Genomic DNA, 14,929 nt, shown 5'->3' with positions numbered 1-14,929 from the left:
GCGCCACCCGGTAACCCTTTACGGAGACCAAGCATGTCGGATTCCATTATTCGATTGCAGGGCGTGAACAAGTGGTATGGCCAGTTCCACGTGCTGCGCAACATCAACCTGGACGTGGCGCCAGGCGAACGCATCGTGGTGTGCGGGCCGTCCGGCTCGGGCAAGTCCACGATGATCCGCTGCATCAACCGCCTGGAAGAACATCAGCAGGGCCAGATCATCGTGGACGGCACGGAGCTCACCAACGATCTGAAGCACATCGAGACCATCCGCCGCGAGGTCGGCATGGTGTTCCAGCACTTCAACCTGTTCCCGCACCTGACCGTGCTGGACAACCTGACACTGGGGCCCATGTGGGTGCTGAAGCAGCCGCGCGCCCAGGCCGAAGCCACCGCCATGAAGTACCTGGAGCGCGTGCGCATCCCGGATCAGGCGAAGAAATTTCCGGGCCAGCTCTCGGGCGGCCAACAGCAGCGCGTGGCGATCGCCCGTTCGTTGTGCATGAACCCCAAGGTCATGCTGTTCGACGAACCGACCTCCGCACTGGACCCGGAAATGGTCAAGGAAGTGCTGGACGTGATGGTGACGCTGGCCCAGGAAAGCGGCATGACGATGATCTGCGTGACCCACGAAATGGGTTTCGCGCGCAAAGTCGCCAACCGCGTGATTTTCATGGACCGCGGCGAGATCATCGAACAGAACAGCCCCGATGAATTCTTCGACCGCCCGCAGAATGAACGCACGCAGCTTTTCCTGAGCCAGATCCTGCACTGACGCGGACCCGCCGCCTTCGAGATGAAGGCGGTTTTTTTTCTGGACGCCCGCTACGCCCGAGACGCATGTATATCCATATACATATGTGATATCAGTATTTTCCTGAAGGGCGCGAGTCTTCTAGGATTCCCGGATTGTTTCTTTCTCTTCCGCTGGAATCGCCTTGCCCCGCCTGAGCCCCCTGGATCCCGCCAAGCTGGATCCCGCTACTGCCGCCCTCTTCAATCAACTGCTTCAGGACTACGGCCCCTACGCCAACATGCTCAGCGCATTCGCGCCACGGCCCCCGGCGTTGAAGCACTTCTTTTCCTACCTGGTGCAGTCGCGCGAAGACGGCTTGATCTCGCCGCGCCATCTGGAAATCGCGCTGCTGACGGCGTCCAAGGCGCACGCCTGCCACTATTGCGTCACGCTGCACACGCCCAAGCTCGCCGCGCATGGCATCTCGCAAGAGGCCATCGACCGCCTGCTCGAACCCGAGGTGCCGGGCCTGGACGAAAAGGACCTGGTCGTGCGCGACTACGCGGTACTGGTCACGCTGACCCCGTCGCAGGTCAGCGACGCGTTCTACAACCGGCTGCAAACGTTCTTCAACGAAGAGCAGATCGTGGAACTGACCATCCGCATCGCGCTCTGCAGCTTCTTCAAGCGCTTCAACGAAGCGCTTGAGGTGCCCCACGAAGACGTGGTGGCGCTGGAACTGGATCATGGCCCGGCCTCTAGCGCGGCCTGAAGTCTCGACCGCCATGAACCCTGCCCCTGCTTTAAAGCTGGAGATCCGCAATCTCTCCAAGCGCTTTGTCACCGAGACCGGCCTCGTCCAGGTGCTGGACGACATCAGCCTGAACGCCGCCAGCGGAGAATTCATCAGCATCATCGGCCCGTCCGGTTGCGGCAAGTCGACCTTGTTCAACATCCTGACCGGCCTGCTCGAGCATGACGCGGGCACGATCGCCCTGGACGGCAAGGCGCTGCCCAACCTGCGCGGACGCGTCGGCTACATGCTGCAGCGCGACCTGCTCATGCCCTGGCGCACCGTATTGGACAACGTGCTGGTCGGCCTGGAACTGCGCGGCACGCCGCGCGCGGAATCCGTGGAATTGGCGCGCGACTATCTGAACACCTTCGGCCTGCTGCCCTTCCAGGACAGCTATCCGAAGGCGTTGTCCGGCGGCATGCGGCAGCGCGTGGCGCTGGCCCGCACGCTGTTGCCCGATCCGGACGTGCTGCTGTTGGACGAACCGTTTTCCGCCCTGGACTACCAGACCCGGTTGTTCCTGGAAGCCATGCTGGCCGACACCGTCAGCCAAAAAGGCAAGACCGTCGTGCTGGTCACCCATGACATCGACGAAGCCATCGCCCTGTCCGAGCGCATCTTCGTGCTGAGCGCCCGCCCGGGCCGCCTGAAAAGCGTGCACGACATCGCGCTGGGCACGCGCTCGCCGCTGGAAGCCCGCCACGACGGCCGCTTTCCTGCCTACTTCGACCTGCTTTGCCAGGAACTCGACATACAGACCGGCCGCAAGGACGGGACCCACGCATGAACCAGCCTTCCGTTTCCGCCGCCCCACGCCTTGCCGCGGGTGGCACGCGCCCGGCCCGCCCGGCGGGGTTCCGCGTCCCGGTGCTGGCGACCCAGCTGTTGATTCTTGCCGTGCTGTTCGGCACATGGGAAGCGGGCGTGCGCGCCGGCGCGGTGTCCGGCTTCCTGTTCGGCTCGCCCGCCGGCGTCCTGCAAGCTGCCTGGAAAATGATCCAGAACGGCGAATTATGGGAACACGCCAACTACACCTTGTGGGCGTCGGCCGTGGGCTTCGTGGCCGGGACCTTCCTGGGCACCGTGCCCGGCCTGGCCCTCTGGTATTCGCCGTATGCCGCCCGCGTGGTCGAGCCTTTCCTGGTGGCGATCAACAGCGTGCCCAAGATCGCCTTCGCCCCGCTGGTCATCCTGTGGTTCGGCACTGGCGTCATCTCGAAGGTGGCCCTGTCGGTGTCGCTCACGTCCATCGTGGCGCTGCTGGCCGCATTCCAGGCCGCCAAGGACACCGACCCCGACATCCAGAAAATGATGGTGTCGCTCGGCGCCACCCGCCGGCAGATCTTCCGCAAGGTCGTCGTGCCGTCGGCGTTGCCCGCCATCATCAGCACGTTCCGCATCAACATCGGCTTTGCGCTGGTGGGGACTGTCGTCGGCGAATTCATCTCGTCCAAGTACGGGCTGGGGCATGTGATCTTCGTCGCCTCGTCCCTGTATGACCTGAACACGGTCTGGGTCGGCATCTTTGCGCTGATGCTGCTGGGCTTTGTGCTGTATGCCGGCGTGGACATTGCCGAAAAGCGCCTGCTGCGCTGGAAAGACCAGACCTACGCCACCCAATTCAAACTTTGACCGCGGCCTCGCGCCCGCCTCCTCGCTCATGAAAACAACGCTCTCCGTACGGCTGGCCACGGCCGCCGCCGCCTCGCTGCTGTCCGTCACCGCCTTTGCCGCCAACGACCACGCCGTCGTGTCGGCCGCATTCAAATCCGTGTTCTACCTGCCGGTCTATTTCGCGGAAGAACACGGCTACTTCAAGGACGAAGGGCTGGACGTGCGCATCGACGTGGCCTCGTCGTCGACCAATGCGCTGGCCGCCGTCATTTCCCGCAGCGCCGACTTTTCCCTCCACGGCCCCGAATGGACCGCCATTTCATTCGGCCGCGGCGCGCCCGTGAAAGTGGTGGGCGGCACCCTGAACCGCCTGGGCGTCTGGCTGACCTGCAAGCAGAGCTTTACGTTCGACGGGTTCAAGAGCCTGAAAGGCGCCACCGTCGCCACCGGCGCCATGCCCACGACCAGTTCGTCGGCATTCCTGAAGCTGGTCAAGAGCGCGGGCCTGGACCCCAAGCGCGACCTGGACCTGCTGGAATTGCCGCTGGGTAACGAGATCGGCCCTTTGAGCTCGGGCAAGGCCGACTGCGCCGTGCTCTACGAACCGGGCGCGTCGCAGGCGCAAGCCCAGGGGTTCAAGGTCGTGTCCGCGTTCTCGCGCGAGATCGGCCCCTACACGTTCTCGGCCATCTCTACGCGGCAGGACATTTCGCCGCAGGTATCGCAGAAGTTCGTGTCCGGCATCGACCGAGCCTTGAAGGAAATCCGCAAGGATCCGGCAGCGGCGGTGGCAAGCGGCCTCAAGCTCTTCCCCAGCCTGGATCCGGCCGTGGTCCGCGCGTCGGTGCAGCGCCTGATCGATGACGGCGTGTTCGCCGATTCCGTTGCCGTGCCGGAGCAGGCGCTGAAAGACGCGCTGCAAACGCAGATCGACTTGGGCAACCTGGAACGCATCCCGCAAGATCCGAAGTGGCTCGACCTGGGATACGCCCAGCAGATCTCGGGCAAGACGTACTGAGGCGCCAGTCAGTACCGGTGACGTATGCCTGCCGCATACTGCGATTGATGCCACGAGGCGTCCGTCCAGGCTCCCCGCATGTAGCCAAAGACCGCATACAGATTGGTGCGCTTGGACAGGTCGTATCCATATCCGGCTGAGTAGATCTGCTGGCTGTGCGTGGCGCCATCCGCCGCCAACGCGCCACCGTCTGGCAGGCTTGCCTGCCAGGATGCCATGACGGTACTGGCACCTGACCGCCACGCTGCCCCGGCCATCGCTGCGTTCACCGTGCTGCCGGGAAAGTAGGCGCGCTGCCCCGGTGAAACCACGGCGGGAATCGTCGACCCGTCGCGCATATGCGACCACCCTGCGTAAAGCGTAAAAGCGCCTAGCGCTGCGCGCGCCGCCAGCGTGTAGGCGTTGGGCTGACGCTTGCCGCCAGCCTGGGCCATCGCGGTTGCCTGGGCGGTGCCGTTCGCCCAACGTGCCCCTTCGTAAGTGGCCGTGACCGCATAGGCAGCGTGCTCATAGATCAGCGCAGCGCTGTACAGCTTGTTGGTGGATGCTGTCTGAAAGCCGCCGCCGTCATAGTCAAGGCTGATGTCCGCCCCCGCGCGCAAGCCCGCCGCGGACGGCGTCCGGTACGCGACCGCGTTGTCCGCACGGTTCGCGTTGTAAGGCAGCAGCGCCGTCTGCGCACCCGTAATCAGGTAGGAGGCCTGGAATGCGTCATAGTCCGCCAACGTGGAGGAGGACACCGAAGTCTGCCGGCCCAGGCGGAGGTCGCCGAACTCGCCCGACAGGCCCACCCAGGCCGCTCGCCCGAACAAGCGCCCGCCCTGCGCCGACTTGCCGTTGTTGGCCATCATCCCGCTTTCCACCTGGAAGTTTGCGCGCATGCCGTTTCCGAGCGCTTCGCTGCCGCGCAAGCCCCAGCGCGATCCCGACTGCACGCCCGATTGCATGTTCAGCGCCGTGCCGCGTTCCTGCGTCGAGAAACCCGCCAGACTGAGGTCGACTACGCCATACAACGTCACGGGGCTGTCGGCCTTCGCGCACCAAGGCGTCATCAGCGCGACCACGCCCGCCGACAAGCTGCGAAAACGCATTGCCGGCCTCAAAGATATTTCAGCCAAACGATGTCGCGGCGCCGCGCCTTCAGGCGGCCGAACGCGCGCACCGGCCAGTACAGTGCCACCGCCAGCACCATAGAGATAAGCCAGATGTCCGCAATACTCTCCACGCCGACGGTCTTGCCCTGGTTCAAGCCCCACACGCGCTCACTCGCCAGGTACAGCGCTTTCAGCACGTACAGGTGCAAGAGATAGAAGAACATCGGCGCGGCGCCGAACACGCAAAGCACGCCAACCCAGGCGGCATCCTGCACCCGTTCAATCAGCACCAGCAAGCAGACGCCCAGTCCCAGCGTCAGCAACAGGAACATCAGCGATGGCGGATACTTGGTGACATTCAGGAAGCTCATCGCCGTATGCAGCGCATCGCCTTGCACAGCCCATTGCTGGGCCTGGCCATAGCCATTGAATGCGCGCAACGCGACGAAGGCGGCGATCGACGCCAAACCTGCTGCCCACAGCCGCCGCTGACGCCAAGCCGCGTCCGTGTCCTTCTGGAACCACGGCCCCGCCGCATAACCCAGCGCAATCACGCCGATCCAGGGCAGCAACGGATACGACGTACGCAGACGCAGGGTGTCGCCCAGTTCGATCCAGCCCCGATCATGCAACACCGCCCACACCTCATGCATCGCCTGCCCCGGGGCAAAATGGATGCCGTCCAGTGCATTGTGGCCCGCCACCAACACCACGCCCACGACGATCAGCGCCGCCCGCGGGAGCCACAGCAAGGCGGCCAAGGCCAGCATGGACAGGCCGATCACCCAAATCACTTGCAAGTACACAATGGACGGCGGGAACTGGAACGTCCACGCGAAGTTCACGGCCACCAATTCCAGGACCACCAGGAACAGGCCGCGGGTGGCAAGGAACCTGGAGACGGCAAGTCGGCTGCGCGCCTTGGCCCCATAGAGCCACGCGGACAAGCCCGTCAAGAAGACAAACACCGGCGCGCACAGATGGGCGAGCAAGCGGGAAAAGAACAGGGCTGGGTCGGTCGCCAGCACGTCCATGGGATCACCGACCTGGTGATGCAAAAAGAACGTCTCGCGCACGTGGTCCAACAGCATGATGACGATGACAAGGCCACGCAGAGCGTCGATCGCGCGCAGGCGTGCGCCGCCGGCCGGGGCAAAAGGAGATAGGGAAGATGCCATGGGGAGATGCAGGGAAAACTGGCCGTGACCAGTCGCGGCCAAAATCAGGGAGGTAGAATGTTCGCGTCTAATTGTAATGTAATAACATTACATACCCAAGAACGATTACGATTCGCTGAATCAACGCTGCCTTATCCCGTGCGTGGCCCGGCAAGATCGACACGGAACACGGTGCCGCGCCCCGGCGCCGATTGCAGCGCCAAGCGCCAGCCCTGGTGCGCGCAGATGCGTTGCACCAGCGACAGGCCCAGCCCCAGGTTGCCGGCGTCAGGCTGCTCGCCGCGCACGAAGGGGCTGAAGATGGCCTCATGCCGTTCAGCGGCGATGCCTGGGCCGTCGTCCGCCACCTGCATGAAATCGGGCCCTGCCGTGATCACGACGCTTGCTTGCGGACCGGCATATTGCAGCGAATTGCGGATCAGGTTGGACAGCACCGCGCGCACAAGGGGCGCCGGAAATTCCAGCGCCGGGGCCTCGGGCTGCGCAAGCTCCAGCGTCAACCGCATATCGCGGCGCTGCGCCACGGCGCTCCAGGCGGCCAGTTGCCCGCGCGCCGCGGTCTGGGCGCTTTCGCGCGCAAAGCGTTCGGCGGCGTCGCCGCCGCGGGCCAGCATCAGATAGGTATCCAGCCTTTCGCCCATGTCGGCCGCCGCCGCTTCGATGCGGGCCAGGCGGGCCTGGCCACTGGCGTCCATCGCGTGTTCGTCGCGCAGCAGTTCGCACGTACTGGAGATCACCATCAGCGGCGTCCGCAATTCGTGGCCAACGTCCGCGGTGAACAGCTGTTCGCGGCGCAGCGCCTGTTCCAGCTGGTTGTACGTCGCGTCGAAGGCGGCGGCCAGTTGGCCGATTTCGTCCGGTGGATAATCTTCGGCCAGCCGCGTCTGCGGCGGCTGCGCGCCCCGCGTGTTGACCTGCGCCGCCAGCCGCGACAAGGGCCGCAAGAGACGCCGCGTGGCCAGGATGCCCAGGATGAACGCCAGCGCCAGGCTGCCCGCCAGCCCGCTGACCGCCGTCCAATGCGAGGCCACCTGGCTCTGTTCATAGTCGGTGTAGTCACGCAGCAGCATGTAGCGTTGCCCATCTTGGTCGTCGACCATCACGTGCCAGACGCGGCCTTCGCGATCGATCTTGTGGAAACCCGGACTCAGCCGCCGCAGCCAGGCGGGAAACGCCTCGCTGCCGGGGTCTCCATGGAAGAAGCGATTGGGCCGGCCAGGATCGATGCCCGCCAGGAAATCGCCCCGCACCCGCTCCACCGCCATTCCCATGTCGATGCGCTGCAAGTGGGCTTCCAGCTTGCCCACGCTCCAGACCGACAGCCAGGACAGCAGCCCCGCCACCAGCAAGGCCAGCACCACGTAAGTCAGCACCAGGTGGCGCGCCAGCCCGCGCCGGGCCGCCGGCCCCGTCCGCCTAGGCATCGCCGGGCGCCCGCAGCTGATAGCCAATGCCGTGCACGGTGTGCAAGAGCGGCGTGCCATGAGGCTTGTCGACCACGTGCCGGATCTGGTGGATATGCGTGCGCAGGCTGTCGCTATCGGGTGGTGAATCGCGCCACAAGGCCTCTTCCAGCCGCGCACGGTGGACGACCGAGGGGCTGGCGCGCATCAGCAGGGTCAGCAGTTGGAGGGGAGACGGCGGCAGGCGCAGGGGCTGGCCGGCGCGCGCCAGTTCCAGCGTGCCCGTGTCCAGCGTCAGGTCGCCCACGCGCAACACACGCGTGGCGCCAGCGCCGCTGGCGCGATGCAGCAGCGCCTTGACCCGGGCGGCCAGCTCGGCCAATGCAAAGGGCTTCACCAGGTAGTCATCGGCCCCGGCATCAAACCCGGTCAGCCGGTTGTCCAGCGTGTCGCGCGCGGTCACCATGATCACCGGGGTGTCGCACGCCGCTTCGGTGCGCAGGCGGCGGCACAGTTCGTAGCCGTCCAGGCGCGGCAGCATCAGGTCCAGCACGATCAGGTCGAAACCGCCCGCGGCCGCCATCGCATAGCCACGCTGCCCGTCTTCCGCGCAGTCGACGATATAGCCGCGCCGCGTCAGGTGATGCGTGATGTTCGCCAGGATGTCAGGGTCGTCTTCGATGACTAGAACGCGCATGCAAGCCCGCAAGGAATGGAAATCAGTCTCATATTGTATGTGCCCGCCTTCCTTGGCACGCCCCGTGCCCTCCCCGCTTGCGGCGCGCACGCCACGCCTGCACGTCTTAACGCTTTCTTGAGATGGCTTGGTGGACACTGCCTGTCGATAAGAATGGTTCGCGTTCCCTGCACGCCCGCGGGCAACGGCGCAACCCGGGATTTTTTCGATGCGTGCGATCAAGCTCTTCCGCGCGGCCGTGGCCGCCACTGCCCTGTTTTGCGCCCTGCCCGGCGCCCAGGCCCGCCAGGTCACCGATCTGGCCGGCCGCGTCGTCACGGTGCCTGACCACCCCAAACGCGTGCTGCTGGGCGAAGGCCGATTCGTCTTCGCGATGGCTCTCCTGGACCGCCAGGATCCCGTGGCCCGCGTGGTCGGATGGCAAGGCGAGCTGAAACAACAAGACCCCTATTCGTGGAATCAACTGGTCAAGCGCTATCCCGAGGCGGCCAACGTGCCGCTGATCGGCAAGACGGCGGAAGCCAGCGTCAGCCCCGAAAAGATCGTGTCGCTGCAACCCGATGTGGCGGTGTTCAGCCTGAGCGGCCACGGCCCCGGCCGCAACAACCCCATGATCGCGACGCTGCAGGCGGCCGGCATTCCCATCGTCTTCATCGACTTCCGCCAGCACCCGGTCGAGAACACCGTGCCCAGCATGCGCATCCTGGGCCAGGCGCTGGACCGGCAGGCAGAGGCCGACGCCTACATCGCCTTCTATGAAGACCATCTGGCCCGCGTGCGCAAGATCGTCGATCCGGTGCCGCAGGCGCAGCGTCCGCGCGTGTTCGTGGAAATGCTGGCAGGGGTGTGGCCCGCCTGCTGCCACACCACTGGCAACGGCAGTTTCGGCGAACTGCTGGAGGCCGCCGGCGGCGTGAACGTGGCCGCCCCCGTGCTGCCCGGCGCCATCGGCGACGTCAGCCTGGAGTTCCTGCTGAACGCCCAGCCCGACGTCTATATCGCCACCGGCAGCCGCTCCGAACCCGGCCGCCCCGGCCTGCTGGCCGGCCCCGGCGCCACGGCCCGGGTGTCGGCGGACAGTTTGTCCACCCTGCTCGCACGCGACGGCATCCGCGACCTGGACGCTGTAAAGCGGCGCCGCGCCTACGGCATCTGGCACGCGTTCTACAACTCGCCCTACAACGTGGCCGCCATCGAAGCCATGACGACGTGGCTCTATCCGGAACGCGCCGCCTCGCTGGACCCGCAGGGCACGCTGGACGCGCTATACCGGCAATTCCTGGACGTGGACAACGCGGGAACCTATTGGACGGCGCCGGCCGCCGATGCTGCCCTGCCAGCCTCCGCCGTCCAATAAGCACACCATGTCGCGCACCACCACGGCGGCGGCCCCCGCCATGCCCCTCCCCTCCGCAAACCAGGAAGACCCCGTCGCCGCCTACCGGCGCGCCGTCCGCAAGCGCCTGCTGCTGACCGCCGTGCTGGGGCTGGCCATTGTTGCCAGCCTGCTGACCGACATCGCCAGCGGCCCCGCTGCGCTCTCGCCCGGCGATTTGCTACAGACGCTGCTGCATCCCGATACGGCCAGCACCGGCACGCGCGTCATCGTCTGGCAATTCCGGCTGCCCTATGCCCTGATGGCGCTGCTGGTCGGCGTTGCGCTGGGGCTGGGCGGGGCCGAAATGCAGACCATGCTGGACAACCCCCTGGCCAGCCCCTACACGCTGGGCGTGTCGGCTGCGGCCGCCTTCGGCGCGTCGCTGGCCATCACGCTGGACTGGCACGCGCCCGCCTTGCCGCCGGGCATGGTGGTGTCGGTCTCCGCCTTTGCCTGCACGCTGGTCTCGGTGCTGATACTGGAACGCGTGGCGCGCTGGCGCGGCGGCTCGACGCTGGGCGTGGTGCTGTTCGGGATTGCGCTGGTGTATTCCTTCCAGGCGCTGGTGATGCTGTTGCAGTTCGTCGCCAGCGAAGAAGCCTTGCAAGGCATCGTCTTCTGGACCATGGGCAGCCTGGCGCGCGCCAGCTGGACCTCGGTCGCGGTCATGGCCGCCGCGATCGCGCTGGCCGCGCCCTTTTCGATGCGCGACGCCTGGAAGCTGACAGCGGTCCGCCTGGGTGAAGAGCGCGCCGCCAGCTTCGGCATCGACGTGCGCCGCCTGCGCCTGGTCAGCCTGCTGCGCGTCAGCGCGCTGGCGGCGCTGGCCGTGTCGTTCGTGGGCACCATCGGTTTCGTGGGACTCGTCGCCCCGCACATCGCCCGCCTGCTGCTGGGCGAAGACCACCGCTACTACCTGCCCGGCAGCGCGCTGGCGGGCGCCTTGATCCTGTCGCTGGCGTCGGTGGCATCCAAGACCGTCCTGCCCGGCGCCCTGATTCCCGTCGGCATCGTGACGTCACTGGTCGGCATCCCGTTTTTTCTCACCATCGTCGTGCGCGCGCTCAAGCGCGCCTGACGCCTCGCATCCCCCAACGGAGACTTCCCCGATGCAATCCCGCGTGTGCTTCACCCTTGCCGCCCTGCTGATGGCCGGCGCCGCCCAGGCCGCCCCCGATGCGTGCGCCATCGACGTCGAAGGCCGTCCCGGCAAGCAGTTCGGCCCCGACCATATCGTCGTGCCGGCCACCTGCCAGGACTTCACCGTGCGCCTGATCCACACGGGCAAGAACAGCAAGGAAAAAGCCGGCCACAACTGGGTGCTGGCCAAGACCGAAGACATCGACGCCGTGATGGTCGACGGCATCAAGGCCGGGGCGCAGCACGATTTCGTGGCCCCGGGCGACGCCCGCATCCTGGCCAAAACCCCCATGCTGGGCGGCGGCGAAACCGCGACGGTCACCTTCCCCGTCAACCGCCTGCGTGCGGGCCAGTCCTATACCTACTACTGCTCGTTCCCCGCGCACGCCCAGCACATGCGCGGCACGCTGGTGCTGCAACCCTGACGATGGCCCAACTGCACATCCGCGGGCTTACCGCCGGCTACGGCGGCAGGCCGGTGCTGCAGGGGCTTTCCGCGGGCCCGCTGGCGGAAAGCGCCGTCACCGCCCTGCTGGGCCCGAACGGCAGCGGCAAGTCGACGCTGCTGAAGACGCTGGCGGGCTTGAATCCGGCCCTGCGCGGCGAATTGCTGCTGGACGGCGAAGACCTGGCGCGCGCGGCGCCTTCGCGCCGCGCCGAACGCGCCATGTACATGCCGCAGATGCTGCCCAAAGGCGTGCACATGACGGTCTTCGAATCCGTGCTGGTGGCAGCCCGCTCGGGTCGGCGCGGCGCGGCCGGCCAGGATCTGATGCGCGACGCCATGGCCGTCATCGCGGACCTGGGCATCGCCACGCTGGCCAGCCGTTACCTGGACGAACTGTCGGGCGGCCAAAAGCAGCTGGCCTCGCTGGCGCAAGCCCTGGTGCGCCGCCCGCGCCTGCTGCTGCTGGACGAGCCCCTGTCCGCGCTGGACCTGAACTACCAGTTCCACGTCATGGACGTGCTGCGCCGGCAGACCCGCCAGCACCGGCTGATCACGCTGGTGGTGCTGCACGACCTGAACATCGCACTGCGCCATGCCGACCACGCGCTGCTGCTGCATGGCGGCATGATCGAAGCCGAGGGCCTGCCCGGCGAGGTCGTCACGCCGGCGACGTTGCGCCGCGTCTACCGCGTGCGGGCTCGCGTGGAGCGCTGCCCGCAGGGGCAGGCGCAAGTCCACGTGGACGGACTTGCCGGCGCGTGAAGGCCGCCTCCGAAGGCGGTATATAGTCACGGCTTAGCCTTCCCAGGGAGTCGACCGATGTCGAGAGGCCGCATCATGGCTTTTTTTCTCAGCATGCTTGCCGCACCCGCGGGAGCGTCCGTGATCTACGACAACCATGGCCTGACGGTGGAGGTCACGACCAGCGGGCGCAGCGACTGGAACACCGGACAGCGGCAGAACACCCGCACGACGACCATCACCTTCCAAGGCAACAAGCTTTGCGGCCGGGATGTCGGGCGGCTGCTGTATCCGGATGGCAAGGACCCGGCCGCCAACACCTTCTTCTGCGCGGGCCCGGCCAAGGCGCTGGAGACCGACGCGGTGCTGGCCTACTTCAACAGTTCCAGCACCGATCCCGTGCTGGCCCATCTACAGGTCGTCAACGGCGCCCTGCGCGTGAACCGGCTGGCCCTGTCCGACAAGCGCGACCGAAACCGCCCCAACGGCACCCGATTTGAAGCCGCGCGGCTGCCAGGTTGGACGCGGGTCGAGACCGCCTGGAACGAAACGGTGATGATCCGCCACGCGCCGCTCAAGGCCCTGAACCTGGGCCCCGGCAAGCTGTTGGACGTGGATGGCGACGTGGCTTATCTGGCCATCCCGCCGGGGCGGGACGTCGTGGTGGTGCAGCCCGCTACCCACGTCAAGGACGCCCACGGCTACTCGCAATACGTGCCCGAAGTGACGAAATTCGTGGACGCGCCGCTGGCGTTCCGCGCGGTGCGCGTCAGCGACGGGCGCGAACTGGCACGGTTGGATTTCAAAGACACGTGCCTGAGCCTGCCCGCGCTGGAATTCAACCAGCCCGACCCGCTGGCCTTGTCTTCGACCCGGCCCGACGTGGCTTTCGACGACGTGCCGGCCTGGCGCGCCCGCACCCTGCAGTTGACCCAGGCGCAGGGCCGCGCCACGCTGCGGCTGCAGCCCGGCGTGTCCCTGCCGTCCAAGGCCAACTGCAGGCCGGGCTGACGGCCGGCCCGCCGTCCGACTACACGTTCAGATCAGGAACTGGCGGTAGGCCTCGTTGCCGGTTTCCTCGAAATGGGCGTAGCCCAGTTGCAAAAGGAAGGCGTCCAGCGCCGCGCTGTCGGCCAGCGGCGCCTGGATGCCTACCAACGCCGAACTGAAGTCCGCGCCCTGGTTGCGGTAGTGGAACAAGCTGATATTCCAGTTGGGCGCCATTTCGGACAAGAACTTCATCAGCGCGCCCGGCCGCTCCGGGAACTCGAAGCGGAACAGGCGTTCGCCGCCCGCCAACGGCGAACGCCCGCCCACCATATAGCGGATGTGCTGCTTGGACACCTCGTTGTTCGTCAGGTCGTTGACCGAGAACCCCTGTTCTTCCAGGGCGGCTTTGATGTCGGCCGCGTCCCCGCGGCGCGCGATCTGCATGCTGACGAAGATGTGCGCGGTGCGCGCGTCGGCGATGCGGTAATTGAATTCGGTCACGCTGCGCGGTCCCAGCACGCGGCAGAAACGGCGGAAGCTGCCGCGCTCTTCGGGCACGGTCACGGCAAACACCGCTTCGCGCGCTTCGCCCACTTCGGCGCGGTCGGCCACGAAGCGCATGCGGTCGAAGTTCATGTTGGCGCCGGACGTGACCGCCACCAGCGACAGGCCCTGCGCGCCTTCGCGTTCCACGTATTTCTTCAGCCCCGCCACCGCCAGCGCGCCGGCCGGCTCCAGCACGCTGCGCGTATCCAGGAACATGTCCTTGATCGCCGCGCAGACGGCATCCGTATCCACCAGGATCACTTCGTCCAGATACTCGCGGCACAGGCGGAAGGTTTCTTCCCCCACCAGCTTGACCGCCGTCCCGTCCGAAAACAGCCCCACTTCGGGCAGATTGACGCGCTCGCCCGCCTGGATCGATTGCGCCATCGCGCAGGAATCCTCGGTCTGCACGCCAATGACCTTCACACCCGGATTCACCGTCTTCACATAGGCCGACACCCCCGCCGCCAGGCTGCCTCCGCCGATCGGCACGAAAATCGCATGCAGGGCGCCGGGATGCTGGCGCAGGATCTCCATACCGACCGTGCCCTGCCCAGCGATCACATAGGGATCGTCGAAAGCCGGGATGAAGGTCAGGTCCTGCTGCTGTGCCAACGTTTGCGCATGGGCGTAGGCGTCGCTATAGGAGTCTCCCGCCTGCACCACCGTGACGGTCGGACCGCCATGCGCGCGCACGGCGTCCACCTTGACCTGCGGCGCCGTTTGCGGCACGACGATGATGGCGCGCACGCCCAGTTTCGCCGCAGAAATCGCCACGCCCTGCGCATGGTTGCCGGCCGAGGCGGTAATCACGCCGCGGTCCAGCGCCGCCTGCGGCGTGTTGCGCATCTTGTTGTAGGCGCCGCGCACCTTGAATGAAAAGACGGGCTGGTTGTCTTCGCGCTTCAAATGGACCGTGTTGTTCAACCGCGCCGACAGGCCGCGCGCCAGGTCCAGTTCGGTCTCGCGGGCGATATCGTAGACCCGGGCGGTCAGGATCTGGCGCAGGTATTCGATGGGCGAAGCATTACCGTCCTGGAAGGCGGGGGTGTCGGCGGGGGTATCGGCGAGGACGGCGGCGGACGAGCAAGCGGGCATGGGACTCTCTGCGTTTGGGATCTTGCCCTGCAGAGGCGGCCACAAAAAACCCG

General features: G+C 66.4%; 15 protein-coding genes. 10 read left to right on the top strand and 5 right to left on the bottom strand.

The genetic code is table 11. The features are described 5' to 3' along the window. Nucleotides 1-33: 33 nt before the first annotated feature. The 5 genes from HG262_RS04130 (at nucleotide 34) to HG262_RS04110 (ending at nucleotide 4,163) form a co-directional block, all read left to right on the top strand. A complete protein-coding gene (locus tag HG262_RS04130) occupies nucleotides 34-774 on the top strand; it encodes an amino acid ABC transporter ATP-binding protein (protein WP_169269833.1) in 741 nt (246 codons plus the stop codon). Between the two features lie 163 nt (nucleotides 775-937). Then, nucleotides 938-1,507 (top strand): carboxymuconolactone decarboxylase family protein, encoded by a 570-nt coding sequence (locus tag HG262_RS04125; protein WP_169269832.1) that lies wholly within the window; start codon nucleotides 938-940, stop codon nucleotides 1,505-1,507. Then, a complete protein-coding gene (locus HG262_RS04120) occupies nucleotides 1,482-2,318 on the top strand; it encodes an ABC transporter ATP-binding protein (protein ID WP_248293231.1) in 837 nt (278 codons plus the stop codon). Before HG262_RS04125 ends, HG262_RS04120 begins: the two co-directional genes overlap by 26 nt. Beyond that, nucleotides 2,315-3,163, top strand: a complete 849-nt coding sequence (locus HG262_RS04115; RefSeq protein ID WP_169269831.1) for an ABC transporter permease — start codon at nucleotides 2,315-2,317, stop codon at nucleotides 3,161-3,163. Before HG262_RS04120 ends, HG262_RS04115 begins: the two co-directional genes overlap by 4 nt. A 28-nt stretch (nucleotides 3,164-3,191) precedes the next feature. Then, nucleotides 3,192-4,163 (top strand): ABC transporter substrate-binding protein, encoded by a 972-nt coding sequence (locus HG262_RS04110; RefSeq protein ID WP_169269830.1) that lies wholly within the window; start codon nucleotides 3,192-3,194, stop codon nucleotides 4,161-4,163. Nucleotides 4,164-4,171: 8 nt separating this feature from the next. On the opposite strand, the gene HG262_RS04105 is transcribed toward HG262_RS04110, so the two are convergent. From HG262_RS04105 to HG262_RS04090, 4 genes are all read right to left on the bottom strand, one after another. Continuing rightward, nucleotides 4,172-5,254 carry a porin gene (locus tag HG262_RS04105; protein ID WP_169269829.1) on the bottom strand — a complete coding sequence of 361 codons (1,083 nt, stop codon included), beginning with the start codon at nucleotides 5,252-5,254 and terminating at the stop codon, nucleotides 4,172-4,174. An 8-nt stretch (nucleotides 5,255-5,262) separates the two neighbouring features. Next, nucleotides 5,263-6,435: a heparan-alpha-glucosaminide N-acetyltransferase domain-containing protein gene (locus tag HG262_RS04100; RefSeq protein WP_169269828.1), complete on the bottom strand. Its 1,173-nt coding sequence runs from the start codon at nucleotides 6,433-6,435 to the stop codon at nucleotides 5,263-5,265. A gap of 131 nt (nucleotides 6,436-6,566) precedes the next feature. Beyond that, on the bottom strand, nucleotides 6,567-7,859 hold the full coding sequence (locus HG262_RS04095; protein ID WP_169269827.1) for a HAMP domain-containing sensor histidine kinase: 1,293 nt from the start codon (nucleotides 7,857-7,859) through the stop codon (nucleotides 6,567-6,569). After that, on the bottom strand, nucleotides 7,852-8,535 hold the full coding sequence (locus HG262_RS04090) for a response regulator transcription factor (RefSeq protein WP_169269826.1): 684 nt from the start codon (nucleotides 8,533-8,535) through the stop codon (nucleotides 7,852-7,854). The genes HG262_RS04095 and HG262_RS04090 overlap by 8 nt, the downstream gene beginning before the upstream one ends. A gap of 208 nt (nucleotides 8,536-8,743) precedes the next feature. Here HG262_RS04090 and HG262_RS04085 point away from each other — a divergent pair, with 208 nt between their 5' ends. The 5 genes from HG262_RS04085 (at nucleotide 8,744) to HG262_RS04065 (ending at nucleotide 13,253) form a co-directional block, all read left to right on the top strand. Beyond that, nucleotides 8,744-9,892 (top strand): ABC transporter substrate-binding protein, encoded by a 1,149-nt coding sequence (locus HG262_RS04085; protein ID WP_169269825.1) that lies wholly within the window; start codon nucleotides 8,744-8,746, stop codon nucleotides 9,890-9,892. A gap of 7 nt (nucleotides 9,893-9,899) precedes the next feature. Continuing rightward, the gene (locus HG262_RS04080; RefSeq protein WP_169269824.1) at nucleotides 9,900-10,991 is read left to right on the top strand and encodes an iron ABC transporter permease; all 1,092 of its coding nucleotides are present in this window, start codon (nucleotides 9,900-9,902) and stop codon (nucleotides 10,989-10,991) included. A 31-nt stretch (nucleotides 10,992-11,022) separates the two neighbouring features. Then, complete coding sequence (azu, locus tag HG262_RS04075; protein ID WP_169269823.1) at nucleotides 11,023-11,478, top strand: azurin; 456 nt, start codon at nucleotides 11,023-11,025, stop codon at nucleotides 11,476-11,478. Between the two features lie 2 nt (nucleotides 11,479-11,480). Next, a complete protein-coding gene (locus HG262_RS04070) occupies nucleotides 11,481-12,263 on the top strand; it encodes an ABC transporter ATP-binding protein (protein WP_169269822.1) in 783 nt (260 codons plus the stop codon). Nucleotides 12,264-12,338: 75 nt separating this feature from the next. Further along, nucleotides 12,339-13,253, top strand: coding sequence for a hypothetical protein (locus HG262_RS04065; RefSeq protein WP_248293230.1), 915 nt, complete (start codon nucleotides 12,339-12,341; stop codon nucleotides 13,251-13,253). A gap of 27 nt (nucleotides 13,254-13,280) precedes the next feature. Here HG262_RS04065 and ilvA read toward each other — a convergent pair whose 3' ends face one another. Next, entirely contained in the window at nucleotides 13,281-14,876 is a 1,596-nt protein-coding gene (gene ilvA / locus HG262_RS04060; RefSeq protein WP_211186950.1) for a threonine ammonia-lyase, biosynthetic, read from the bottom strand. Nucleotides 14,877-14,929: the final 53 nt, after the last annotated feature.

It is taken from the genome of Achromobacter sp. Bel, assembly GCF_012928505.1.
Lineage (GTDB): Bacteria > Pseudomonadota > Gammaproteobacteria > Burkholderiales > Burkholderiaceae_B > Achromobacter.
This window is presented reverse-complemented; position numbering and strand designations above follow the sequence as displayed.